The sequence below is a fragment of the Paenibacillus sp. EKM301P genome, assembly GCF_011800295.1.
GTDB lineage: Bacteria > Bacillota > Bacilli > Paenibacillales > Paenibacillaceae > Paenibacillus > Paenibacillus polymyxa.
This window is the reverse complement of sequence record NZ_JAALFM010000006.1, coordinates 1-25,926: the sequence shown is the minus strand read 5'-3', so window position 1 is coordinate 25,926 and position 25,926 is coordinate 1. Positions and strand designations below refer to the sequence as shown.

The following is a 25,926-nucleotide window of genomic DNA, read 5'->3' as shown; positions in this document are numbered from 1 at the left end:
ATTGGAGGAATTTATGGATAATAAAAGGTATTTTTCAATTGGAGAAGTTTCTAGATTAAAAAATGTTACGATAAAAGCTCTACGTTATTATCATAATATTGGTTTGTTAATACCTGCATACACTAATCCCGATAACGGTTATCGCTATTATACAATTAATCAATTCATCTATTTGGATATTATAAAAATTTGTAAGCAGAGTAATGTAAGTGTAAAAGAAATTAAAGCTTTATTTGCTAAAGCCGATACTAATTACCTTAAATTTTACTTGGAACAGAAAAATGAAGAAATTCATAAAGAAATCAAGAAATTAGAGCAACTTAATAAACAAATAGAAATATTAAAGACAGCTATCCATTCATCTGAAGATGAACTTATGAATAATGGATTTAATATTCAAACATTTAAAGACAGATACTTTTTAAGTTTACCTACTCAAGATGGAGAACTTAATGAGATTAAGTCATTCGATAAGTTAGATGAAAAATTAGGCGAATTGGCAGTCCAAACGTTTCAGTATGGATTAATTTATTCATGTCACCATGATAATTGGAAAATCAGTGATGTATTTCGTCTAATAACATCAGATGATTATAGATTGCTTAAAGATACCTTTAATGTATCTAAATTATCAAAGGGAGAATATTTAACTATTAATTGCACAGGAGATACTGAAATTGAAACATTTCAATTAGTAAAAGAATATTTGGAGAAAAACAGTTTGACGTGTAATAAGGTTTATATGTTTTATCTAGTGACAGATGTTTTTAATCAATATAATCATTTCTCTCAATTTCAAATTAGTCTAAAGCCCACCCTATAAATAAGGTGGGCTGACTTTTAGCTTATAGCTTGTATTCATAAATAAAATTTGTATTTTCGAGTTTGCCGTTAGGTAGATTAAATACAGTTACTTCTTCATCAAGACGGAAAAATCCATTATGATCATAGAATCCATAGTTACTCATTGTATCTGTATACACATAAATTTTATTTGTTTTTGTATTTCTTAAGTAAGAGATAAGCTCATTAAATAATTGTTTCCCTACCTTTTTTCCTCTAGCTTCTTCAGAAACAGCAAAGAATTCTAAGCACCCCTGAAACTCATCTTCTTTTCCTCTAATTAACTTGCTGTATGCCTCATTAGTCATAGAGGTGAGTTCAACAAATACTTTTCGTTCGATGTCATTTAGATTTAAGAGTTGTAGCAATTCACTTGTATAATCTTCTTGTAACAATCTATAAGATGTTATTTCACCAACTCTTGAACCAAAAATTACACCAATGACTTCTCCATCTAATGTAGCTACTCTTCCAAAAGTACTTTTATTTAATATTGGACTTATGAACATCATTGTAACTGCTGCATTTATTATGCCGTCATCCTCGATAAAATCCTTTGCGTTCCAGGTATCTGCGATAATAGATTTAATAGGTTCTATATCCTCTTTTCTAATGTCTCTAATATCTAAGTTCATTTTGACTTCCTCCTTTTAATCAATTAACTTACAAATTGAGTTTAATGTCTCCCCTAATGGGGAGAGTCAAGTATTTAATGCAGTGTCTTTTTCAACAGGGCTCACTTACAAGAATAGACGGCTAATAATTATGTTAGACTGGGAGAACCAAAAAATGCCGAACTCTATCACAAGGAGTTCGGCATTTTCAGGTGAAACTCATTGAACTATCGCCAGTTAGTTTAGCGATTCCGTACAGTCTAAAACTTTATTATTTACAGACAATAAGGATGCTCCGATTGATCCAGAACTAAAGCTTTCATCTATGATATCACCTGTATAAAAGGGACTATTATGTTACCAACTGATCACGGAGCGATCTCTAAAAAACTTGCCGGTCGTTCCTACATCGCCCGTCGCCAGCCAAACAGCCGTATCAGCCCCTTGCTCAACCGATCTCGGAGCGTTGGCAGTACCCATATCGGTACGAACCCATCCCGGACACATTGAATTTACCGTGATTTTGCTGCTACTTAAGTCTGCTGACAGTTTTAATGTAAGCGCGTTCAGGGCAGTTTTGGACATACTGTATGCAAAATACCCGCCGCCCATACCATCATTTAAAGCTCCCATGCTGCTGGATACATTGACGATTCTGCCGTCTGCACTTTCTTGCATTAAAGGGATGAGCACTTGCGATAAGAGAAGTGGACCGTAGACATTCGTTTCCATTGTAGTTCGAACCGTTTCCAAATCGATATTTGTTGTATCCTTATTACCATCGATAGAGATGCCTGCATTATTAACCAGAATATCAACGATTCCGAATTGCTCCCGCATGTCGTAAGCCAACTTACGAATACTGGACTCGTTAGTCATATCAAGCTGATGAAAATGAACGTCAAGCCCTTCCTGCTTCAATTTATCGCAGGCCGCCATCCCTTGGTCTTCTTTGCGAGCTGTCATGATGACGGTGACACCATGCTTGCCTAGCTGTTTGGCAATTTCAAACCCGATGCCCCGATTCGCTCCCGTAACGATTGCAATTTTTCTTCTCATACATATATCCTCCTCATTTTCATCTTCTTTAGATGTGTAAACCCGCTTACACCCTGAAGCTTAGGCGAAGTGGCAAGATACACAGGAGTTTTGATACCTTTTTCCGCTGATCTGAGCATTTTTCTGTTCGCCAGGCGATTCCGTAAAAACTAAACTGGTAAATCCACGTGCAAGCAATTCACTTGGCATTTGTAACTATAACTATTTCATTTTAATATTATCACCTCCTCGATTAATTTAATTGACGCATTGTGTATTGACACCTATCTTCTCACCGGCAAGGTGGGCAAGACCGACATATTAATCACTTAGCCGTCTTCAAGCATGAACTTGCCAATAGTTTCACTTACACCAATTAAAGTAATATTCATGGAGGCCTCTTTCTTTTATGTGCTTATTTTAAGCACAATTTATTCTAATAAAAAGTTGCATATGATTCTGCAACTTATTGTTAGCTATTGAGCTTTATTGTTCTTTAAAGAATCGGACTCGATCCATTAATTGAGCAATCGTGTAACTTCGCAAATACTCAATTGTCTTTAATTCGGCTTCCTGGAGAATCTTTTCAAGTTCAACATCTAACTGTTCAACATCTAACTTTTCTCCATCATCTCCGCAATCCATTTTAATTTCAGCATCATTCGAAATACTACTTATTGCTTCGTATATATCGCCTATTGTAATCTCTGCTGAAGATTTTCTTAAAAAATATCCACCCTCTCGTCCACCTTTTGATTCAACAATACCGGCATTGTTCAGTGACTGCATAACTCTCCGGATAAAGGTGGCATGCGAATCGACTTGTCTCGCTATCAACGCACTGCTTATCATGCTGCCACTTTTGGCTAGCCAAACAATGGCCTGAATCGCTATTTTTAGACGAGGGGGACCAATGTAAACACCCCTAGACGCTGTACTCAATATACTCCCTCCTTCTCAATTTAAATTGCAACTTTGATAAGCACATTATACGCAATGAAACATCTATACACAAGGGGCTTTTAAATTTTAATATTGATTAGCCATTCATACAATGAAGCTTAACCATCATCATACGATGGTGGTTAAGCCTCTATAAAACAAATCTTATAATGAGAAGAGAATATTATTAATTACAACAGCAGCTTGCGCACGGGTTAATTTAGACTTTGGTGCAAATTCTCCATTATCCATTCCGTTTATTATTCCAGCGTTGTGCATTGCAGTAATGCCTTCTAACGCATATGAAGAAATGGTATTTGCATCTACAAATCCTAATGGGATTTCACTATCTGATGTCAGCCCGGCATATGTCATTGCTTGATAAGCCATTATAGTCATATCCTGTCTCGTGATTTCATCTTGCGCACTAAAACCACCATCCGGTCTGCCTTTAACAATACCTAACCGTTGTGCTGTAGCAACCTCATCATAGTACCATACGCCTGTTTTGATATCTGAAAAGGTCGTTGTCGCATTGCTATCGGTTAGTTCAAAAACATTCATCAGCATCGCAATAAATTCGGCTCTCGTCACTTTATCGTCCGGATTGAACTTTCCATCCCCTGTTCCGATGATAACGCCCCTTGCAGCTAAAGCCTCAATCGGCTCCTTTGCCCATTCTTTTGTTACATCCTGGAAGTTTACTTCCGTAAAAGCTACTGCAAATTTACCCAATCGCTTAGGCTTAAATTCTATCCCATCTGTCTTTTTGTTTAGTCTTCCATTAACTACAATTTCACAATCTCCAGTATCCCTAATTTGGTAGATGACCATCTTATTGGGTTGTTCACCTGATTTCAATTTGTATGGTATTGTCACTTGAACGTCGTTTCTTCCATCAAGCTCACTCACCTTTTTACCGTTAATTTCCAAACTAAAACTGTAAACTGGTCTATCGCTCAATGGAATTTGTATCTTCGGTGATAGGCTGGATGAATTTACTTTAGTAACAGAAACCTTCACATTCTTTGCCTCTGCTGAACTTTTAGAAATCAACTTAGAAGATACATTTAATTTAGCTAATCCTGTCTCGATTTCGAAATTATTAATTAAATATTTTCCATTGCTTAACAATGCATCAACAGGAAATTCAATTTCAATTTCATTCATATCTTCAATTGCATCTACTTTAATTCCAAGTTTGTCTCCATCTGTTTGTTTGAGTGCACGCTTAACAGTTTCAGTGTCCAGTTGAGCAGTTGCTTTTCCATTAGCATTGATCGTCGGTTTTACTCTTATTTTACCGTTATTCACCTCAGCATTGTCTTGTATGCTTCCTAAAGAGTTCTCTTCTCCAGCCTTGTTTTGTATACTTTCTAAGAAATTTTCTTTTTCGCTTGATTTTCCGTTCCCTGCATTTTTCTGTTCTTCTTCTACAACTACACGAACACGTTCCAAATTCTCAATTCGTGTAAAGGGTGATTCTTCGTCACCATCACGCTGTGCGGTCACTCTTAGGGCTGGGTAGTAGGTTCCGGGCTTGGTATAGGTAAAGTATACCGACTCCGTTACCGAGGCCTCAGAGGTACCGAAAGATACCTTCTTGTAGTTCCCCGTACCTTCGAAGTCCCATTCGGTTTTCACAACCTTGCTGTTACCAGGAGGGACCACAGCTTTGCCCTGGAAGGTGACACGTTGGCCGGTCTTAACATGAATTTTAGTCGTGCCGTTAACAAGTAAATCGACGACCGGCTGTATCCCCTTACGTTCCGCAGCACTCTCCGGCAACTTGATCTGACCATCGACTACCTTGTATTGGGTTGACTCTGCAGGAGCCACCCCTTGTTCTACCCAAGCGCTTAGGTCACGAAGTGCCTGTTCGAGAATGCCATCGTATTGTACAACAGTATAAGTGCTTGCCCCATTATCGTAATGATCCGCATTGTCGTTGAACCAGACACGGAAATGATCATCGAAGCTTTCACCGAGATACTGCTTCACCCTTGCACTATACCAGTCCGAATGCCAAGGAAAAGATCCCATATCGAGCAAGTTTGAGATAAGAATGACTTTTCCTTGGATATGCCCGTTGTGTGAGCCACCTCCTGCAACACCACTCATGATCATGGGGCCAATCTCCATGGGACGCTGAGGATAAATGGGAGTTCCGTCAGCTGCTCTAAATTGATCCCATGAATAAAAGTTGGGTCCGCTCGGAACCTGGTGACGATGGTACGATAGCAACGCAAGATGCCATCGGTTGTCGATATGCAGTTTGGCACCGCTTTCTAGGGCGCTTAATACTCTATTGGAGTTTTCGCTCCCAATCGTGAAGACTTTCTTAGTCGGATCAAACGAACCTTTTAGTGTCCCGATCTTCGTCGTCCCGTCAGCTGTATAAAGTGTGTAATCTGCACCGGTTCGAGGCAGTGTTGATGGCGCATTATCAAGAGAAACGCTTGTCGGTGCATTCTGCTTGTCCCGGCTAACCTGAGTAATGGTGGCCCATTGATCGATCTTGGCGCTGCGGAACAAATCTCCGAGATCCGATTGTTCCGTACCTAGGTAGCCTGGCTTGTTCCAGAAATCTTCAACATAGGTGCTATCCATCGATTTAATCGTGTCTCCGAAACCAAAGAGGAGACTCTGAAGATCGTTCTGACTGAGTGCCCCCTCCAACCCTCTTAAAGGAACTCCCAACTTCGTCACCTCTTGCAGTACTGCCTTCTCCATGTCATTCAAACTGGAATAAGGGTCACCGCTACCTCCCGGGCTCAATGCGTCCTTTAGCTGTAAATCCTTGTCTTTGAGCACAAAGTTCGCATAGGCCAATATGAATCCATTGTTTGGAATGGACGTTGGTACAACCGGGACAAATGGCACTGCTCCGTCCCACACTCCCTTAGTATTTTCAATTGCACCAATCGTCTGAAGAGAGCCTCCGCTTCCACCGTATATATATCCATAGATATAATCGTCAGTGTCGTAGTAATCCGCCGCGTACACCTTAGAGAACTTTGCCGCGGCTGCATCAATTCGATATCCGCTACTTGCATTCGTCTGAACCGTATAAGCCCCGCTGGCTGCGCCGAAAGCAATATGACTATCAAAGGCATTCTCATCATAAAGCGGATATACTTTCTGGAAGAAGCGGCCCTTCCACTGTTCTTTCGGCGGCAAGTAAAAGTTGAACTTCGCATCAGTACCCTCAAAGTGGCCTGACACTTTATGATGCGGAACTGGAGATGTTAGGTCAACCTCCCTATCAATAACTGGATTATTATACTGTGAGTCGATACACGCTGCTGTGACCCAAAGAGGCCCTCCCGTTTCTTGCGGTGTGCATTCCGATGATGAAGGTGAACCTGATACTCGCGTCACGGTCACCTTATATAGTTTCGTCATCATTCCTTCTTGTCCGGTTACTTCGATGGTGATGATGTTATTATTATCAACGCTCAAGCTCATTGGGTCGCTTGCCTGACTGCTTGCAACAGGTTTCCCGTTTACTTTCATTGTGGCGTTGCTGTCATAGACGCTGGCTGTTACCGAAATACTGGTTACATCGTAAGGAACATTCACACTATATTCGGTTGTTCCAGCTGCAAAAGCAGGAGTCAGCGTGCCGCTCGATAACACCAGTCCGCTCAGATCCGCGTTTTCCATTCTTTCATAATCCGCTAATTGAGGTATTAGCCACATGATCATGTATAGCTAATGAAAAATTTGAATTTGCGCTGATTTGCGTCGTATTTGCTACCAAAAATAATAGAGCCGCTAAAATTGCACTGATGATTTTGCTTTTCCTCATTAACTATTCCCCTTCCTTTCGCTACACATCAGATATAAAAAAAACCTTAACGTAAGCGTTTCCATATCATTGTAATCGTTTTCATTTTTATCTATATTAAAAGGAACACTGTAACGAACATAAGACTCCATTTGGACTCTGTACATCCATTTGTTAGTTCCGTTGTTGAACAAATTGCACAGCTGTACAAATCACGTCGGAAAATTGAGGCATTTTCCTATTGGATTAAGTAACACCTCAATATTCCTACGTTGTTTGGTCCCACTGAAAATGCTTATATTGGTGGCTGCTTTATTTTACTCCTCCACCTTTCACCTACTAGCATGATATAACTTCCATCAGCCTATCTTTTGCTAATATCTTATTGCTATCCGTTTTCTTGATATCCCTATAGTTATCTGTATTAGTAATTACGATAGAAGTTATAACTTCATATCCCTCCTTTTTAATAGCTTCCACATCAAATTCTACTAATAGGTCTCCGATATTAACTCGATCCCCCTCATTTACATGAGGTACAAAATATTTGCCTTTTAAAGCAACTGTATTAATGCCTATATGAATTAAAATCTCAACTCCATCGTCGGTCTTCAATGCAATAGCATGCTTAGTAACAAAGAACGCTGCAATTTCCCCATTAACCGGCGAAACAACTTTACCTATAGACGGCTCAATTGCTATTCCTTTCCCCATCAATTCTTGGGAGAATGTGATGTCATTTACTTCACTAATATTTTTAACCTCACCACTTAATGGGCTGTATATTATTTCTGATTTTTGTTTATTATTAAGTACTGGATCTTTTTTAACTATTTCTTTTTTATCTTTTGTATTAAACATGTTCTTAATAAAATCTGAAAAACTCATAAGGACCCATCCTCTGTAATTTAATAAGAGATTTAGCATAATATTTTATATAAAAACGCTCTAGACTGAAGCTATAATATTAGCTTTTAGTAAAGCACTAAATTAACAGAACCCGTAATGCCTGTTGGTTCATGTATAAGGTACTGTGAAAAAAAGTCCTTTTGCTCTTTTTCTAAAGTATTCGTCACTTCAATTACCAAATTATTACTCCCCGTTCTTAAGCAATTGCTCACTTCAAAATTATAGGGTGGGCATATTTTACTTCCAACATGGCAGCCATTCATGAAAATATTCACAATTTCATAGGCATCTTTTATGAATATAAATGCATTTTCAAAGTTTTTACTTACGTTGAAGTCAATTTCATATCTAACGGTACCTGAAAAATCAGGGTATAAATTCGGTGCTGCTAAGTTAACCAGTTGATCTATTACTGTAGTGGTTTCAAATTCAGGATATTTTTCAGAGGTAGATAACGAAATTTTCCACTCACCACTGATCTCCTGAATATCGATCTGCTGCTTATCCGTTATTATAGATTCGATACTAGCAGTTATGTTTTTACTAAAAATAATTATTTTAGATTCATATTTTTCAAGGTTTAATTTAAACTTGCTGCCTTTTTGAGTTCTCTCTAAATTTATATTAAGAACTTTATTTTCAAAGGTATCATATACATATGCATCTAAGTGAAGAGGAACCTCAACCACTGTATTAATGGAATGATACGGATGTTCATTGAAGAACATAAATACATCTCCATCTTGATGGGTATAGTGATAATATCTTAAGTATGGTTGCTGATCAAAAACTTGGATATCATAAATATCTGAATTTTTTAAATCAGTTACTAAATTATCAAGCCCTATTACTTTACAATTTTCAACTTCTTGTAATTTTCGAAGTTCCTTATCAATATTAATACCTTCACTAGAACCCTTTGGAAGATCATCTATAAAATAAACTTTAAACCCGGCCTCTAAATAAACTAATAGTTTTTCTATTAGTTTTTTAGGTAAAGATTCAGAATATGGGATGACTAGCCCTGAAAACGATTCGTTATTTACAATAAGCTTCTGATCTTTAATTTCAGACGTAATTAATATATCAGTGGGCAATATATCAAAATCAATTTGATTTTGCATTAACTCTTTAGCCGGTTTTTGTAATAGCATATATTCACCGGACCACTCTGCTTCACCATGATATAAAACAGCTACGGGTGCTACATGTATCCCATCGGTCAGCAAATGGCTAATCTTATTCGTATACTCATTTAAAATCTTCATGTATCTAAACTGTGGATTTTTACCATGAGCATAAAAGTGAGGTGGACAATCTAAATCTGGAAATTCTTTTGGCGAAAACGCATGTGGTACAAAGTAATTAACTCCTCTAACGAGCATATGATCCGTTATCCATTTCATTAGCTTTAATCCTTCGCCCCATCCATACGCTCCAAAAACTTCACACATTGTGCGTCCGTTTTTCTTTTCATCCATATGACCCAAAGATGCTCCCATTTTAGCTAATGCATAGTGAAAAAACTCACCATCCCAACCTGATGATGTAGATGATTTAAAATATCCTTTATCCATTCCGGGCAATATTTGATGTAATACTACATCTAGCCCTGACATATCTTGTTCCCACAAGCTTCTATAAAAATGACCTGCTCCATAGCCTAATCTGGCATGTGCATTATTATCCTCTATTACATGCCCAATATATTCAACATTATGGGCTCTGCACCATTCCCCCAACTTTTGCGTGAAATTTTCAGAATACAGCTTAGTTATCAAATCCATATATAAATATCTAATTTTATTTTCTTTTGACTTTCCATTCGCCCATAACAAGGGTAAATATTTAACAACCTCTTCTGAAGTGTTTTTTTGCAATAGGTCTATCAGATCTTCTCTCCATGGCAATACCATGTCAAATCTTCCAATTGAAGCGTTGGGGCCTTTCACATTTCCAAAACGTGGTTCATCTGAAAAAAATCCAGCAATAGTTGTTCCGAAATCTTCTTTATATCTACTTAAGTGTGCTTCATAAACCGTATCAATTAATACTTGTGTTCCTCTTGGATCAATTGGATTCAAATAACCTTCTGTAGACTTTTCTCCACCATTGAAGGTTTGTACAATAGTAAAAATTCTCCAGTCCCCTTCTGGAATATCAAAGTAAACAACGCCATTCATTAGGTTGTCTGATATATCGCATAAAGTATCAGGATCTATTTCATCACTGTTAATTATCTTCGCTGCAATTACTCCTATGATCTTATCTTCCAAGTTAAATTTGCTTGTTTCCTTTTTAGACTTTTCTACTCCCACGCTCATGACAGCATCTCTTGAACCATTGGCTGCCCACTTTACAATAATTCCTGCATCTTTATAGGGACCTGCAAAATCTTGCTGATGGATTTTTAAAAATAATTTTTGTAGATTTGGGTACTCTTTTTTAATTCTTCCATTGGCATAACCTGTTGGAAAATGAGAATCATCTACAATCCACACTTTCATATCACGTTTTCTTGCTTCATCCATAATTACATCCATGTCTTCCCACCATTTAGGCCCCAAAAAATCAGGATGAGGACGTGATTCCACACATACAGCTTTTATTCCGGATTCATTAATTTTTTTCATATATTCGCGCAATATACCTTCTTCTTCACCATGCTGCCAGAAGAACGGCATTATATAATTACTTTCCTTATTTTCTAAAACTTCATCCAATTTCTTCATATATTCTCTTTCCCTTCTTGATACCATCTACTAATTACCTTTTTATGTAAGTAGAATAGCAGTTCATTTTATATCAATTAAAAATAAAACATTTCATGTAGTATCAATACTTTAGTCATTTCAATATTAAAATGAAAGAAAATAACTAACCAAATCTAACATATAATAAACTTATTCGTTTTTAACATTGAAAATTGGGCTTTTATATATTTGAATTAATTCAAATATGTATATTGTCCTCTGTACCAGCAAATGCGTATGATCTATATAAATAAAGGATATCATCTTCTCAAATACTCTAAAATATCAAATCAACACGTATTCACTGACCTATCTTAATATTTTTTCTCACACTAAACTTGAAACAAAAATAACCCTATAAAATATATCTATGGGTAGTGTGCTTTTTATGCGCATAATATTGCTTTTTGATTAGCCATGAGTTCCTTCTTTAAATCGATAATTTAAATTCCCTGTAAACTAGCACAATAAAACCTAAGCACTGATACCATAATTCGTAGTATCAATAGCTTAGGTTTTGAGTTTGTCCAGTATATCTTTTAAGGCTTTTATAAATAGGTTCTGAATTAAAGACATGTCAGCTTTTTAATATTCAAATAACGTTAGAAAGTTATGGCAGACCTGCACCTGGAATCTCTACGTCAACAATTTCAATTCGAGAGCCGCGTTTAATCTGAGCAGCCTCAGGATTACTTAAGGTATCTACATCTAAATCATTATGCGCATCTACTGTGACAATGAATAATGTCCTGAGCTCACGTCCTCCCAACATGCATGCTAAAGGTGTAGTTGATACTTTTATGCGGTGAGTTACTTCACCACCTTCACGTAAACGAATCACCTCACCCCTATTCGGAGTAGCAGCCCAGATAGCGCCTTCAGCGTCAAGACAAATCCCGTCAGGACCAGCTTCCATATATGCCCAGACACGGCGTCCTGTTAGTGATCCATCCTCCTCAATGTTAAATGCAACGAGTTGTTTCGCAAACGTGTCAGCCGCTATAAGCATATTTCCGTCAGAAGTAATGACCATTCCATTGGGACAAATCATTTCATCAGCTACAACACGCACATCCCCTTCTGGGGTAACCAGTGTTATCCATGCTTCTACTTCTTGGCCAGGCTTATAAGACCGTACGTCATAACCATAACTTCCAACGTAAGCACGTCCCTTATGATCGACTACCATGTCATTAATACCCACTGCTAACTTGCTAAGGTCTGCTACTGCCGACAGCCCACTCGGGTCCTGCCGCAATATTCGGCCATCTCCTGAAACTATAAGCAACCGACCATCAGGAAGCCATCCTAATCCAGATGGCAAGGTTGGCACATCAACAACGATCTCAGCCTTGCCGTTGATATCAACTTTCATCACCTTTTTACCAAATATATCTAAAAACCAGAGTTTCTGCTCATGCCAGCGCGGGCCTTCGCCCCACACCAGTTCATCCAAAAGAATTTTAGTTTCATACTTCATAATATACATCTCCTTATCAATATACATTACTTCCAGAAACAAAAAACTACTTTTGATTTATTTGTAACATGAACTAAGAACAATATTGCGAAGCTTTCTAGTGAGTGTAGTCGTTCCCGCATCTTTTTTTTGCATCATAAATAGGAATGTTAAATCGTCCTCTGGACAATTACAAAAATATGCCCCAAGCCAACCATCCCATCCATATTCCCCAATACACCCCAAATCTCCAGCTTTACTGCAATCTGTCATTACACGCATTAAGTTGCCATAACTGTGTCCACTTAACGTTAGCCATTCGTCAAAACTTTTCTGCTGCATCTCATTCAAAGTTCCTGACGTTAAATATTTCACTGTTTTAGGCCGCAAAATCTGAACGTCGTCAAGACTTCCTCCATTCATAAGCATTGTAGTAAATTTTGAGTAATCATCTATTGTAGAGGCAAGTCCTGCTCCTCCAGATTCAAATGCCGGATCCATATCCATCTGATTAATAATTCCTAAATTATTTCCGGTATAAGGCTGTAATTTACCTAGCCCATTGTCCTCATATGCTCTTACAAGACGGTGCCTTTTCTCTGATGGTATCCAAAAACCAGTATCCCACATTCCTAGCGGTTCAAATAATTCCTTTTTTAAAAATTCTCCGTAACTTTTACCACTAACTATTTCTATAACAGCCCCGAGTACATCTGCAGAGGTCCCGTAATTCCAAGAAGTTCCCGGTTGAAAGGCAAGGGCGCACTCTCCTAGTCTGCTCATAGCTTCCACAGTGCTCATTGGAGAATCCCCTAATAGCCTATTCTTTATCTCTATGAATAATGCTTCAGTATCCCGACCAACTCTGTTATCCCCACCGTAGACCAAGCCTGAGGTCATTGAAAGCAAATCTTTTAAATTTACTTCACGTACCGCTGGAACCAGCTTGCCTCCCTCATCAACCATCTGATTTTTAAAACTAGGAATATACTTGCTTACTGGATCATATAAATCTATATCGCCTCGCTCTAGTAGTATCATTACACCAGCAGCTGTAACAGGTTTAGTCATAGAATACAGTCTGAAAATGGAATCTCTTTTTATTGGAATTCCAGCTTCCTTATCTGCCCAACCATCTTCATGGTAGAAAATTTCTTTTCCATCTTTGATAATCATTAAATTTGCGCCGGCTATGTAGTCATTGTCTATGCTATTTCTTAAAGTTTTTTTTATCTGACTGATTTCTGTATCATTAATCATTTTGGACCCCTCCATATTCCTACTATTTACTGTTACTTTGCTTTTATAAAACAATTGGAAAACAAGATATAGCAGATTATATACTAACCTGCTATATCTTACTAATTGTATATTTAATTAATTGTTGGGAACCTATTCACTGATTTTATAAGAGGCGTAATATTCCCTATTCTTACTTTGTGTATAGCCATCTTCTAAAATATAGACATTCGTTTTTAACCGGATATCCTCCGAAGAAGAGCCAATCATCACATCAAATTCCCCTGCTTCTATCTTCCATTTCATATCTTCATCTAGGAATGCAAGTTGACTAGGATCAATATAGAAGTCTACTTTTTTCTTTTGTTTAGCTTCTAAAGGTATTCTACAAAATCCAACCAATTCCTGTGCTGGTCTAACTAAAGATGCCACTTTATCACATACATAGATTTGGGCAATTTCAACTCCAGCTGTATCCCCTGAGTTTTCTACTTCAAAACTAATATGAACCTTCTCAAATGGTTTTATCTTTGATTTTTCTGTTTGTAGATGATGATAATCAAATGTAGTATACGATAAACCATAACCAAAATAGTATCTTGGAGTATGGGGAAGATCGATATATCTAGTAAATGGGGAACCGGTTTGAACATGATAACTTGATCCCTGACTGTGGTTATAATAAAGTGGCGCTTGAGCCGAACTATATGCAACAGAAACTGGAAGTTTACCACTTGGATTATTTGTACCAAGAATTGTTTCTACAATAGCTTGACTACCAAACTCCCCAGGGTTCCAAGCTTCAATAATTGCAGAAGCATATTTATCAGCAGCATCACTAGATATAGGCCTTCCATCTAAATGAACAACTATAAAAGGAATTCCACTCTCGCCTAAGTTCACTAAAAACTCTTCTTGGCATTGAGGAAGATTAATACTACTTGAGTCAATCCCTTCTCCTGTTGAGCATGATGTTCCCCATCCATATTTTCCGCCAACCGTAACAATTGTAACATCAGATTCTTTCGCAAGTTTTAACGCATCTTCATGATGACGAGTATCATTCCCTACATACGGATAACCATACTGATATTGAATATCAGAGTTTGGACAACATTGCTTAAACTGTTCTAAAATATTCTTACAATGCTTATAAGCTTTACTTGCAACTTGTTCAAGCTTTGGAATTTCTACATCAATAATACTTCCAGGATATGTGTCTTTCTTTTTATTTCTCCAAAGCACGTCATCTGTTTGTACTTCAATACCTGCCATCGTATTTCTAGCACCCATAGCAAGTTCTAATACACTACCATATGAATACCCACCGAATAAGCTTCTTGTAGATCTTGCATTATGTCCAATTATAGCTATTTTTTTATTGGCTGCCTCTAATGGTAAAATCCCATTATTCTTAAGAAGAATTAATGATTCTCTGGCATATTTCAAACTAACCTTTTTTGATTCTTCCTTGTTGAATACTTCATTTATTTTTTCATATGAAGAAGGAAATGGATTTTCGAAAATTCCGAGTCTAAACTTCTCAGTTAAAACTCTTAATACAGTTTCATCTAGAAGCTGAATATTTATTTTACCTTCCTCTAATAATTGAATTAAATTGTCCCCATAAGCGCTTGGTGTTGGTAATTCTAAATCAAATCCAGCATTCAATGCTTTTACTGCAGCTTCATTCTTTCCTTCACAGACTTTCATTCGTGTAAAAAGCTCTTCAATAGAAGCATAATCTGCGACAAGTAGCCCATTAAAACCCATTTCTTTTCTCAATAGGTCTTGCAATAAATATTTAGATGCAGCTACTGGCTCACCATTTACACTTCCGTATTGATTCATGACTGAGCGAAGATTTCCTTTGCTAATTGCAGATTGAAATGGCTTTCCGAAAATCTCCTGCAACTCCCTCTCAGGAACATTAGTCGCAGCAGCATGTATTCCGCCTTGTCCAGCATGATAACCAATAAAATGCTTGCTAGTAGCCATAATATTATATTCATCATTTTCTCCAGAATTTTGGATACCTACAACATAGGAAGTTCCTAGTGCAGAAACAAGAGTAGGATCTTCTCCATAACTTTCTCCTTGACGACCTAAACGTGCATCTCGAGTGACATCAAGAACTGGAGCTAAAGCATGTTTAATTCCAACTGTACTCATTTCTTTTCCTATTATTTTCCCTGCCTCATACTCAAGTTCTGGATCCCAGGCAGAGCCTCTACCAATGCCTGTAGGAAAACTTGTTGCTTCTGGCATCAATGCTCCAGTTAATCCTTCAATATGAAAAAGAGCAGGTATATCAAATCGACTACGTTCCATTACTTTTTTTTGATAGTCTCTAAGCTTATCGGCTACCATTTCTTTCGAATCATCCCATGCAGCAGCCAAAAAAGCTATTGCACCAACCCCATAGTGAAAAGAATTTTCTAAATTCGGACCATTTTTATCCTTAGGGTTATAGCATTGCAACTGAGCAACTTTTTCTTCTATGCTCATTCTATGAATTAAATCCTTAGCACGCTCTTCTGACGACAATGTTATATCTTTATATCTAAATTCATTCATTGATAAATCCTCCCTGTTTACTTCAGTGCTTCTAAGCTAATCGTTCGCTCTCGTTGTAAAGTATGTTAAAACTGCACTGAGAGTAAAACTCACGAAAAAGCAGATGAAAAATCCTATAAGTGGCCCTGGATTACCACTTGGGTCCATTTGGGCGCCAAATGTTAAAATCCCTCCAACAGCAGCTGGCGAAAATTGATTTGTTCCTAAAATTGTATTCAATGGTCCAGCAATTCCTCCAGCAATCATTGCGCAAATAAACGGTTTCCTATATGGCAAAGCAATCCCGAATATGGCTGGTTCAGTAATACCAAACAGTGCAGAAGTCATTGCTGAATAACCAGTAGCTTTATTTTCTTTTCGTTTAGTCTTAAGTGCAAAACCAAGTGCAGCTCCAGCTAATGCCCAAACTCCCATACCTAAAATCGGGCTCAACGCATTAGAACCATTTCTTAGGGTGATGTCGGTCAAAATAGGAATAAACGCATAATGTAATCCAAAAAGCACACAAAGCTGCCAAAAGGCACCGAATATTACACCAGTAGCTAAAGGGAACAAATTATAAACTCCCATAGTACCATTCGCTAATAACTCACTTATTTTTACAAATATCGGACCAACCACCATGAATGTGAAAGGTACCATTACCAAAAGTAATATCATAATTTTAAGGAATTCTAAAAATGGTGGTATGAACCTCTCTAGATACTTCTCTAACTTTGCAGCAATAAAAGTACTAAACATAACAGGAAAAATCGAATTACCGTATGATGTTAAAATAACTGGAATTTTAAAAAACGTTAAAGCTGTACCCTCATCATGTAATTTTACAATACCTGGGAATACCAGTGATGCTCCTATTGCAGCAGCAACATAAGGGTTTGAGTCAAATGTTTTCGCAACTGAAAATGCTACAATTATGGGTAAGAAGTATAAGAAAGCATCATTTATATTTTGCAAAATAATAAAAGTACCATCTGTTGTCTGCAATACGCCTGCCATAAGGAATATAGCCAAACAACCTTTAATAATGCCCACCGCGGCCATTGTTGGCACTAATGGAAAGATCATTTTCATTAGTGATCTAGATAGCCTATTAATCAAACTTGTTTTATTTTTTGTTTTAACTTTATCAATTTTTTCCTTGATATGATCTTCATTAGCATTGCCTTTTAATATAGAATCAACTTCAGCATAAACATCTTTAACAACATTACCGACAATTACTTGATATTGCCCACCAGCTTTCATAACACCCAGTACTTTATCAATACCTTTGATTTCATTATCATTGGGAATTGATTCATCAGCTAGGACAAATCTCAATCTAGTTACACAGTGTGTAACACTTACAATATTCTCTTGTCCTCCAACTTTTTCAATGATTTCTTTTGCTGAATCTTTTAAATTCATACAAACTGCCCCTTATTAAAAATTGTTTGGATTCCATTCCGACTTCCATTGGATTACTGGGATATTCCCTTTAAATTCTACAGGTAGCCAGACATAATCAGACTCACTTGTATTAATGTTCCATGAACTCTTCTCTTTTTTTCTTGTTAAGTCAACAACCCACCGATCCCCAATCGCAATGAATAAATCTTGATTAGGTACTTTAAATACACTACTTATTTGGGAATTGAAAGTGTTCTTTTCTGTATCCTCTATACACGGATCTCCAATAATATACCAAGGTCCATGCATATTCTCTGCTTTGGCACTGAGCGTTTGATTAGGATAATAACCAGTTGTCCCAGACGTAAACATAAAGTATTCATTTTCTCTTTTAAAGATAGCAGGCGCTTCACGTGCCAATGGAGGTGAACTAAAATGCAAATGCGTTGAATATTTTCCTGTTAAATTTTTATAATCATCAGTTAAATCTGCAATTACAATTTCTGTATGAACTTTTCCAAAAATAATGTATGCCTGATCATTATCATCAACAAACAAATCAAAATCACCACTGCTCATATCTAAAGGAACTATTGTGTCAATAAGCTTAAACTCTTCATTAATACTTTTCGATGTTGCGATTCCCATATATTGATAATTCCAATCTCGTGGATTCTCATCTGTCCCTGCTAATTTCATCCACATTACAAATTCTTCATTTTTTTTGTTATAAATGATATGGGGACGATCCATAATTCTAGAAGGATGTAACGGGTTATTAACATCTGAAGGCGCCTTCAGAATAGTTTTTTCAAATTTCCAATTTATTAAATCCTCAGATGAATAACAATTAACACCATTATGCCAAACGCCACTACCCGGAATTGTATTTTCCTTATTTTCCCCATACCAGTAATAGACACCATCTACATACATTACAGAACTCCCATGAGCTTGTATACGCTTACCTTTTGTATCAAGCCAAACCTGACCTGGTCGAATAGAATTAGACATTTAAAACTTCTCCTTATAAAAGATAATAGTTAAATCCCTACTCTTATATTATTAGATCTAAATACGGAAAATTTAAATATATCCTACATTGAAACTTAATGTTGGTCTCTTTTTTAATTACAGGAATTACCCCTTTCAACACTCATATAGCTCCTTGTTCACACTTAATAATAAGTCAACTGACAATAAATACGTTTTCTGTAAAATGAGTGTTTTCGTTGGATATACTAACTGATAAAAACTATAGTTTTAGATGAAATTATATAGACGTCTCTATATTTGTGACCTCAAGGAAGCTATTAAATAATTCCCTTGAAGAAAGGATAGCACTTTCTTAATTGCTCTTTAATATCAAATAAACACATATTGACTGACCGATTTTAATATCATAACCTACTATATAATGACTAACCTTGAAAGGGGTTTCAATTATGAATCACGATGAATTAGATAGAATGCTTAGAGTTTTAACAGAAAAAGAGCTAAAATATAAATCAAATCCTGTTATATCGGAAAGATATAAAAAAATGGAGATAATTAACTGTGAAGGGCATGATGCTTATTTATTTGATGATAATGATATGAATATGGGCGAAAATATCACCCCACGTAAACATACACGATTTGTTGAAGTACCCATGCATGTTCATACTTATATCGAACTTAGTTATGTATATTCAGGAGAATTTACAGAGGTCATAAAAGATAAGACTGTAAAACTGAAAGAAGGACAGATATCTATTATAGATACAGGAATTCCTCATTCTATTTTACCAACTACTGAAAATGACATTATTATAAATATATTAATGAGTAAAGAATACTTTTCAACTGCCTTTCTTAGCAGGCTATCAAGTAAAGGCATTATCTCAGAGTTTTTAATTAATGCTATTTCTGATAAGAGGGATCATGATAATTATATAATATTTAATTCCGAAAATAACAAAAAAATCCCTATATATATAAGAGAGCTTCTTTGTGAATATTTTGATAAATCTTTATGTTCAAATGAAATCATTGATTGCTTTATGGTGCTTATATTTTCTGAATTATTGAGGGTATTTCAGTACGACTCTAGCCACTCTAACTCTAAATCATTAAATAATGCACCCGTTATAGAAATACTTAACTATTTAGAGAAAAATTATATGACATGTACTTTGATTTCCACAGCTAAGCATTTCAATTTTCATCCAAACTATCTAAGTAATTTAATTAAAAAAACTACTAATAGATCTTTTTCTGAAATTATATTACTTCAAAAGTTAACTAGAGCCTCTATCTTACTTGAAAATACTGACGTTCCTATTTATGGAATCGCAAACGAAATAGGTTATAACAATTTAAATTTCTTTTACAAAAAGTTCAAGGAATATTTTGGTGTAACACCAAAAGAATTTCGAGACAATTCTATTTCTAAATCTATTCAAAAATTTAAGTGAAAACATTTGCTTTTTTGAAGTTTTTCATAACATCATTATGCTAACAAAAAAATCCCCTAGCGGGGTCTATTCAGCTATCTCTCCCTGGACAGGCAAAAGCAGCCCTATAGGGCTGCCTCTTCTGCTGTAATCATACTAATTGCTCGTATATTTTACCCAGTCATATTCGGCATACAGCGGATTTGCTCCATTATATGACCCTAACCAGCTATCTACTCCGGTACCATTCCATAAATTCATCATAATTTTGCCTGGCGTACTCGGAATATTCGTGGTTGCTGTATGTTTCAGAACACCGTCAACGTACCATTTAATATATCCTGGCTGCCAATCGAAAGCATAGGTATGGAAGCTCGTTGAAGCATCAAAGCCAAGATTGATAATTTTCTCGTGCCCACCGACTCCATTGGTATAATAGTTAAACTGTACTTTTGTCGTGTCCTTTCCTAAAAATTCGATATCTATTTCATCCCATTGTGTGCCATGGGAAGGTCCTGTATACGTGAAAAAGGATGATACAATTCCCGTGTTTTTAGCAGGCTTCATGCTGACCTCGTACAGGCCATATCCGTAATTGTTCGTTGATCGGTACTCCCCACAATCAAATTTGTTGTTCGCCGGACTCGTTAAACTCAGCTTGAGCTTTCCATCATTCGTAAAGTTAACATTGTTGGCACGCCAAGTGCAATTGAACATCTGCCCATTGGAGTACCCATCTGCCTTTTGCCAAGTACTTGAATTAAAATAACTTAATGGTTCCCAGAACACATTCCCCGCAAATGCGCTTACCGAAAAAAACAGAGAAATCACACCTGTGATCATCAGCGTAAACCAAGACTTCTTCTTCATCATACACCTCCAAGGACAATTTCAAATATGAATGAAAGTTGTGGAACGTGGTTTCCAGCAAACGTAATATGATCTGCCGAAAACCAAATAATAGAGCTTGCCTGGACATTTACCCGCTAATAGCGTTCTCTTGGAATAACAGGGCGGGTCCCTCGATTTTGCAAAAGCTCCAAAACAACTACTGTTTATATGAGCGATCATAATGAAAATTCAATAAAATCCACGTAGGCATCCCAAGTGCCGTCATCACTCGTCAAGGCGAGTTTGATCTCCTGATCTCCAGTAGCGTGAGTAATATTGGACAAGGTTTGAACAGTCGGCGTTTTGCCCGTGAAATTGAAGGAACCTACAGTTACTCCGCCAATAACCAAGTCCACCTTGGCCGTACCAGCATTGCTTGAAGCCCCCCGCACTGAGATATTATGCGTAGAGTTGGCAAAATACTGTGAATATGATACATAGTCAGCATTGGCATACAAAGCGACCCCGTCGAACGGTGCACTGATCTTGCCTGCATAAGTGCCGCCAATCTTCATATTCTCGGCTTCAACCTTGGTTATCGTATTCCCTCCCGTGTTGGGAGTGAACTGCCAGGCATCCAAATTCAACAGATTGCCGCTGCCTGACCCAGTAAACACCAGATAGATGTTGTGAACCCCCGTTGCATTATTGATCGTGGTCTCTACTTCTCTCCAGGTCTGCATACCTCCAGTTGAAGGTACTTTCAAGGAGCCGACTAGAGGGCCTGTTTCACTGTCAAGCCGTACTTCAATGTTGCCACCGACATTAGTGGCCACATTAGCTTTGAATGTCTTCGCTCCGGCAGAGCCAAAATCAGCCTTCCCGACAGCGATCCAGTCTCCATTATGGATGTTGGTCACATTCAGATTGCTAATCGGGCCGCCACTGGCTTGTGTGGGTTCGGTCGTAACGCCTGCTTGCCAGGCAATGGTCTCCGCTTCAACTCTGGTATATGGGTTCATATTGGATAGCTGAGCGATTCCTGTCATATTCCCTTGCACCTCAGAGATGCTTCCGTCCTCCTTGTGCACCAGCTTATTAATATGCGGAGAGCGATAGCCTTTTCCAGCTCCAATTTGAGCCTTGCTGACCGTTTGGGCATGGTATACGACATACCATTCATTCTTAAAATTAAATACAGCATGGTGGTTGTTGCCTCCAACGCCGAAGAACGTATACGGATTTTTTAGGAAATGACCTTTATAAGTGAAGGGACCCATCGGGTTGTCGCTAACCATATAACCGATTTCACCTGCAGGGTACTGTTGAGGGTGTGTTCCGGCAAAGTTGATACAGTACGAATAGTAGTATTTGCCGTTGTATTTATGAATACCGGAATCTTCAAACAGGTAAGGAGCGTCTATAGTGGTGGCGCTTCCAATAACGCTGGTCATATCTGCGCCTAATTTGATGACTCTGGCGGTTTTAGGACTTGCAATGGAAGCCGGATCCGACTCATTAGGAATTCCGCCACCGCTATACAGGTATCCCGTGCCATCATCATCTACCAGTACAGCCGGGTCAAAAAGCCAAGTCACGCCAGCCATCCCAGGTGTACTATGTGTCACAAGCGCTTTGCCAAGGGGATCTGTCCAAGGTCCGATAGGCGTGTCTGCTGTTAGGACACCAATACCTGCTCCCCCATTGGCAAAATATAAAAAGAACTTGTCTCTGCCATTTATTTTTTTATGCGCAACTGCTGGAGCCCAAGAGTTAGAGGCCCATTTGGCAATGCCTCTTCCACTGTTTTTGTTGTTGGCACCTGCGACTGGTATCGTTCCGTGATCCGTCCAGTTCACCATGTCTGTAGAGGATATGACCTGGATACGATCCAGCGCACTGAAGTCGTTCTCTTTAATCGATCCATCCTTGTTATACACATACGTATCACTTGACATGTAAATATACACTCTTCCATCATACACCAATGAATAGGGATCAGCTCCCAATTTATGATCCATTAGAGGATTGGAATTTCCAGGTAGCTTTGCCAGTGGTCGATTGGCAGCATCTACATTAAGCATGGGAAAGACGCTGAGCAATAAAGCGAAGGAAAGAAATAAAACTAGACATTTTCTAATCATAACATAACCTCCGTTTTTTATATGGTCTAAAGCTGAGCTATCCGTAAATTTATCAAGCTTAAGAATATGCTCAGACCTCTACCCGCAAGGAGAACTGACGTAAAGAGTGGTAAGGGATAGAAATAATTTGAAACCGCTTACAAATTATTGTTTGGAAACGCCCTACAAGAGAAGTCAATACTTACTTATCTCTGTCCTTATGCTGTGAACTTCAGTATTAATTGAATAAAGTATAGAATATAAAATATTAAGTACTAATATGTAATTCGATTCATAATAATGGATTTATTTGGAATGATCATACCATACTCTATCAAATATAACAATATCATTCTAATTTAAAAGAGCACACCAAAAGGGATGTAACCTACCGATTTGCTCTGTGAAATACTGACGTTTTTCCGTAACCGTTTAAGTATAATATTTGCCCTGAATGGGTTGAGTTTGATTGTAGGCGAGCAAATTAAGGGCAGACTGTCTGTTAGGGCTATTGAGCAAAAACCACCCGCTAAATACATCAAAATCTAGGCTTGGCCCATCGAAAGTTGAGTTAGGTTATTTCTAAAATCGGGCGCTCTCCTCTGTTGGACAGCGCCGATTTACAACCTTGATTAAGGCAAGATAACTACCATCGGTATCGTTCCGATGAGGAAGATCCAGAAGCATTGTCTCTTCAACCTGGTTATCGTCTAACTCATAGCTGTTTGTCAGGCATAAACGAATATGATTATTGCATATAGCGTTCGCCATCCATGACAATGGTTTGTCCAGTGAGATAACCAATTTTCGGATTGGCAAGCTGGAGCACAAGCTCTGAATCACTTCTTTTTAGCTCGCACCATATATCAACAAAAGCAAGCTCATAAAAAATTGAGTGGATTGTATATCCTTATAGCTGAAGCTTATTATCACCAAAAAGATTTTGAGACCGCTTCGTATTGCTACAGGCAAGGCCTTCATGCTCAATGACAAAAAACCTCAGGGCTCCTTCTAGATGGATAAGGTCCCTGAGGTTTAATCATTTATATTCATTTATGGCTCATAACGCTTAATAACGATGACCGATTGTGGCCACCAATGCCGAAGGGATTGGATAGCCCGATATTTTAATGAGGCTTTACATGCTTCGTGAGGCACATAGTCCAGATGAACCGTTGACCGAATGAGTGCTGGAATTAGCCTTTTTTTCAAATGGTGAAAAGCAGACTGAGCATGTTTCGAAACTTGAGAGAGCAACGAAATGAGAATGGATCGTTGTTATATCAGAAAAAAATATTTTGCAGGCCAGGGCCGTCGGTTTGAGCCGCTACCCTTGCCTGCAAACTGAAATCATTTCTTTTTAGAAAATGAAAACTGATTTAGAAAATAAAGTCGATGGAATCCGGCGAGAAGCCTTCCGGCTGCTCGTCCGAGTTCACCTGAATATCGCTTAATAGCAAATCTGGATTAGCTCCAACCTGGGACAGGATCGCTATCAAATCTCCGGTTAATCGTTCAATAGCATCTGCGCCAAACAGCTTCGTACAATATTCAAAGGAACCCTTGATCTGCCCGTCTTCATCACTCATGGACAAGGTCAAATCGAATTTGGAGGTCCTGTGTTCCTGAACATAAGGACTAAAGGACAGCGTTTCAAGTTGCGCTTCCTGTGACTCTGTATTTTCCAGTACAAACACAGTGTCAAACAACGGATTACGGCTTGCATCCCGCGCTACATCCAGCTTTTCCACCAGTTCTTCAAGCGGATAATCCTGATGCTCGAAGGCTTGCAGCGTACGTTCTCGGGCTTCCAGCAGGTAGCTGTGGAACGTTTGGTTGCCCTGCGGCTGGTGCCGGATGGCTAGTGTATTAACGAACATGCCGATCAGTGGCTCCAGTTCTGTCAACAAGCGGCCTGCTACCGGCGTACCAATGATCAAATCGTCCTGACCACTGTATTTGGACAGCAGGACGGTATAGGCACTCAGTAGCACCATGTACAGCGTACTTCCGGTCTGTGCCGCGATTCGGCGCAGTTGCTCGGATACATTCGAGTCAACAGTAAATTCATACATTGCTCCCTCGAAGCTGCGAACAGCAGGTCTAGGGTAAGCAATCGGCAGCTCCAGTACAGGCAACTCTCCGGCTAAATGCTCCAGCCAGAACTGTTCCCGGCGTTGGTATGATTCACGCTGCATTTCATGCTGCTGCCACACGGCATAGTCCTTGTACTGAATGGGCAGCGGCGCCAAGGCCTGTCCCTCGTACAGTTGTCCCAGCTCCTGCACGATATTGTTAGACGACACACCGTCTGAAATAATATGGTGCATGTCGTACATCAGGAGATGACGTTCGGGTCCGGTTTGAATGAGACGGACACGCAGCAGAGGTGCCTGCTGAAGATCGAAGCTGCGTACAAAAGACTCGATATAGGCTTCGGCTTCGGACTCATGGGCCTGCAGGCGCTCTACTGCAAACGCCACCTGATCGTAAACCCGCTGAACAACCTCGCCGTCCACCATTTCGAAGGAAGTTCGCAGCGTTTCATGGCGGGCTATTAACTGACGGAACGCATCCTCCAGTCGATCTGCCTGAAGCGGCCCCTCCACGACTAATACACCCGGCATATTGTAGCTGACATCCCCACCGTCCAGATGGCTCAAAATATACAGTCGTTTTTGAGCCGAGGAAGCAGGATAGTAAGACTGTTTGGCAGCTGCAGGGATCACCGTATAGGTGTCTGTGCCCTGCGCGGTGATCAGTTGGGCTTGCTGCTCAATCGTAAAGTGCTGGAACACCTCACGCAGTGTAATTCGGCTGCCCAGTTCCTGATGGATTTTGGCCACCAGCGTCGTGGCCCGCAGGGAGTGTCCACCCATATCGAAGAATGAGTCGGTGACTCCTACGCTGGACAGCTTCAAGACATCCTGCCAGATTTGGGCTAGCTTGGCCTCCAGTGGCGTCCGCGGTGCCACATACTC

General features: G+C 38.6%; 16 protein-coding genes. 2 read left to right on the top strand and 14 right to left on the bottom strand.

Annotated features, from left to right (window positions below):
* Positions 1–13 precede the first annotated feature (13 nt).
* The gene (locus HFD99_RS15770; protein WP_044785900.1) at positions 14–823 is read left to right on the top strand and encodes a MerR family transcriptional regulator; all 810 of its coding nucleotides are present in this window, start codon (positions 14–16) and stop codon (positions 821–823) included.
* Positions 824–845: 22 nt separating this feature from the next.
* On the opposite strand, the gene HFD99_RS15765 is transcribed toward HFD99_RS15770, so the two are convergent.
* The 11 genes from HFD99_RS15765 to HFD99_RS15715 all read right to left on the bottom strand — a co-directional run bounded on the left by HFD99_RS15765 (position 846) and on the right by HFD99_RS15715 (position 18,570).
* Complete coding sequence (locus HFD99_RS15765) at positions 846–1,478, bottom strand: GNAT family N-acetyltransferase (protein ID WP_123797218.1); 633 nt, start codon at positions 1,476–1,478, stop codon at positions 846–848.
* Positions 1,479–1,814: 336 nt separating this feature from the next.
* Positions 1,815–2,516 (bottom strand): SDR family oxidoreductase, encoded by a 702-nt coding sequence (locus tag HFD99_RS15760; RefSeq protein ID WP_123797217.1) that lies wholly within the window; start codon positions 2,514–2,516, stop codon positions 1,815–1,817.
* Positions 2,517–2,981: 465 nt separating this feature from the next.
* Entirely contained in the window at positions 2,982–3,437 is a 456-nt protein-coding gene (locus HFD99_RS15755) for an RrF2 family transcriptional regulator (RefSeq protein WP_123797216.1), read from the bottom strand.
* Positions 3,438–3,602: 165 nt separating this feature from the next.
* Complete coding sequence (locus tag HFD99_RS15750; RefSeq protein WP_225164883.1) at positions 3,603–7,103, bottom strand: S-layer homology domain-containing protein; 3,501 nt, start codon at positions 7,101–7,103, stop codon at positions 3,603–3,605.
* Positions 7,104–7,566: 463 nt separating this feature from the next.
* Complete coding sequence (locus HFD99_RS15745; protein WP_123797215.1) at positions 7,567–8,115, bottom strand: PTS sugar transporter subunit IIA; 549 nt, start codon at positions 8,113–8,115, stop codon at positions 7,567–7,569.
* Positions 8,116–8,201: 86 nt separating this feature from the next.
* The gene (locus HFD99_RS15740; RefSeq protein ID WP_123797214.1) at positions 8,202–10,868 is read right to left on the bottom strand and encodes a glycosyl hydrolase; all 2,667 of its coding nucleotides are present in this window, start codon (positions 10,866–10,868) and stop codon (positions 8,202–8,204) included.
* Between the two features lie 631 nt (positions 10,869–11,499).
* Positions 11,500–12,369 (bottom strand): SMP-30/gluconolactonase/LRE family protein, encoded by an 870-nt coding sequence (locus tag HFD99_RS15735; protein WP_123797213.1) that lies wholly within the window; start codon positions 12,367–12,369, stop codon positions 11,500–11,502.
* 57 nt (positions 12,370–12,426) lie between these two features.
* Positions 12,427–13,608 carry a serine hydrolase domain-containing protein gene (locus tag HFD99_RS15730; protein ID WP_123797212.1) on the bottom strand — a complete coding sequence of 394 codons (1,182 nt, stop codon included), beginning with the start codon at positions 13,606–13,608 and terminating at the stop codon, positions 12,427–12,429.
* A 132-nt stretch (positions 13,609–13,740) separates the two neighbouring features.
* On the bottom strand, positions 13,741–16,164 hold the full coding sequence (locus tag HFD99_RS15725) for a glycoside hydrolase family 3 N-terminal domain-containing protein (RefSeq protein WP_123797211.1): 2,424 nt from the start codon (positions 16,162–16,164) through the stop codon (positions 13,741–13,743).
* Between the two features lie 36 nt (positions 16,165–16,200).
* Positions 16,201–17,574, bottom strand: coding sequence for a PTS transporter subunit EIIC (locus HFD99_RS15720; protein ID WP_123797210.1), 1,374 nt, complete (start codon positions 17,572–17,574; stop codon positions 16,201–16,203).
* Positions 17,575–17,589: 15 nt separating this feature from the next.
* Complete coding sequence (locus tag HFD99_RS15715) at positions 17,590–18,570, bottom strand: family 43 glycosylhydrolase (protein ID WP_123797209.1); 981 nt, start codon at positions 18,568–18,570, stop codon at positions 17,590–17,592.
* Between the two features lie 431 nt (positions 18,571–19,001).
* Here HFD99_RS15715 and HFD99_RS15710 point away from each other — a divergent pair, with 431 nt between their 5' ends.
* Complete coding sequence (locus tag HFD99_RS15710; protein WP_016820935.1) at positions 19,002–20,012, top strand: AraC family transcriptional regulator; 1,011 nt, start codon at positions 19,002–19,004, stop codon at positions 20,010–20,012.
* A gap of 135 nt (positions 20,013–20,147) precedes the next feature.
* Here HFD99_RS15710 and bglS read toward each other — a convergent pair whose 3' ends face one another.
* From bglS to HFD99_RS15695, 3 genes are all read right to left on the bottom strand, one after another.
* Positions 20,148–20,861: a beta-glucanase gene (gene bglS, locus HFD99_RS15705; RefSeq protein ID WP_017426919.1), complete on the bottom strand. Its 714-nt coding sequence runs from the start codon at positions 20,859–20,861 to the stop codon at positions 20,148–20,150.
* A gap of 197 nt (positions 20,862–21,058) precedes the next feature.
* A complete protein-coding gene (locus tag HFD99_RS15700) occupies positions 21,059–22,966 on the bottom strand; it encodes a carbohydrate-binding protein (protein ID WP_123797208.1) in 1,908 nt (635 codons plus the stop codon).
* A 1,358-nt stretch (positions 22,967–24,324) separates the two neighbouring features.
* A partial coding sequence (locus HFD99_RS15695) for a condensation domain-containing protein (RefSeq protein WP_238797232.1) occupies positions 24,325–25,926 on the bottom strand: 1,602 nt, incomplete at its 5' end.

What these genes read in the sequence shown, in the direction of transcription:
- HFD99_RS15770 (WP_044785900.1), top strand. Translation starts at nt 14, where the DNA reads ATGGATAATAAAAGGTATTTTTCAATTGGAGAAGTTTCTAGATTAAAA.
- HFD99_RS15765 (WP_123797218.1), bottom strand. Translation starts at nt 1,478, where the DNA reads ATGAACTTAGATATTAGAGACATTAGAAAAGAGGATATAGAACCTATT.
- HFD99_RS15760 (WP_123797217.1), bottom strand. Translation starts at nt 2,516, where the DNA reads ATGAGAAGAAAAATTGCAATCGTTACGGGAGCGAATCGGGGCATCGGG.
- HFD99_RS15750 (WP_225164883.1), bottom strand. Translation starts at nt 7,103, where the DNA reads ATGGAAAACGCGGATCTGAGCGGACTGGTGTTATCGAGCGGCACGCTG.
- HFD99_RS15745 (WP_123797215.1), bottom strand. Translation starts at nt 8,115, where the DNA reads ATGAGTTTTTCAGATTTTATTAAGAACATGTTTAATACAAAAGATAAA.
- HFD99_RS15740 (WP_123797214.1), bottom strand. Translation starts at nt 10,868, where the DNA reads ATGAAGAAATTGGATGAAGTTTTAGAAAATAAGGAAAGTAATTATATA.
- HFD99_RS15735 (WP_123797213.1), bottom strand. Translation starts at nt 12,369, where the DNA reads ATGAAGTATGAAACTAAAATTCTTTTGGATGAACTGGTGTGGGGCGAA.
- HFD99_RS15730 (WP_123797212.1), bottom strand. Translation starts at nt 13,608, where the DNA reads ATGATTAATGATACAGAAATCAGTCAGATAAAAAAAACTTTAAGAAAT.
- HFD99_RS15725 (WP_123797211.1), bottom strand. Translation starts at nt 16,164, where the DNA reads ATGAATGAATTTAGATATAAAGATATAACATTGTCGTCAGAAGAGCGT.
- HFD99_RS15720 (WP_123797210.1), bottom strand. Translation starts at nt 17,574, where the DNA reads ATGAATTTAAAAGATTCAGCAAAAGAAATCATTGAAAAAGTTGGAGGA.
- HFD99_RS15715 (WP_123797209.1), bottom strand. Translation starts at nt 18,570, where the DNA reads ATGTCTAATTCTATTCGACCAGGTCAGGTTTGGCTTGATACAAAAGGT.
- HFD99_RS15710 (WP_016820935.1), top strand. Translation starts at nt 19,002, where the DNA reads ATGAATCACGATGAATTAGATAGAATGCTTAGAGTTTTAACAGAAAAA.
- bglS (WP_017426919.1), bottom strand. Translation starts at nt 20,861, where the DNA reads ATGAAGAAGAAGTCTTGGTTTACGCTGATGATCACAGGTGTGATTTCT.
- HFD99_RS15700 (WP_123797208.1), bottom strand. Translation starts at nt 22,966, where the DNA reads ATGATTAGAAAATGTCTAGTTTTATTTCTTTCCTTCGCTTTATTGCTC.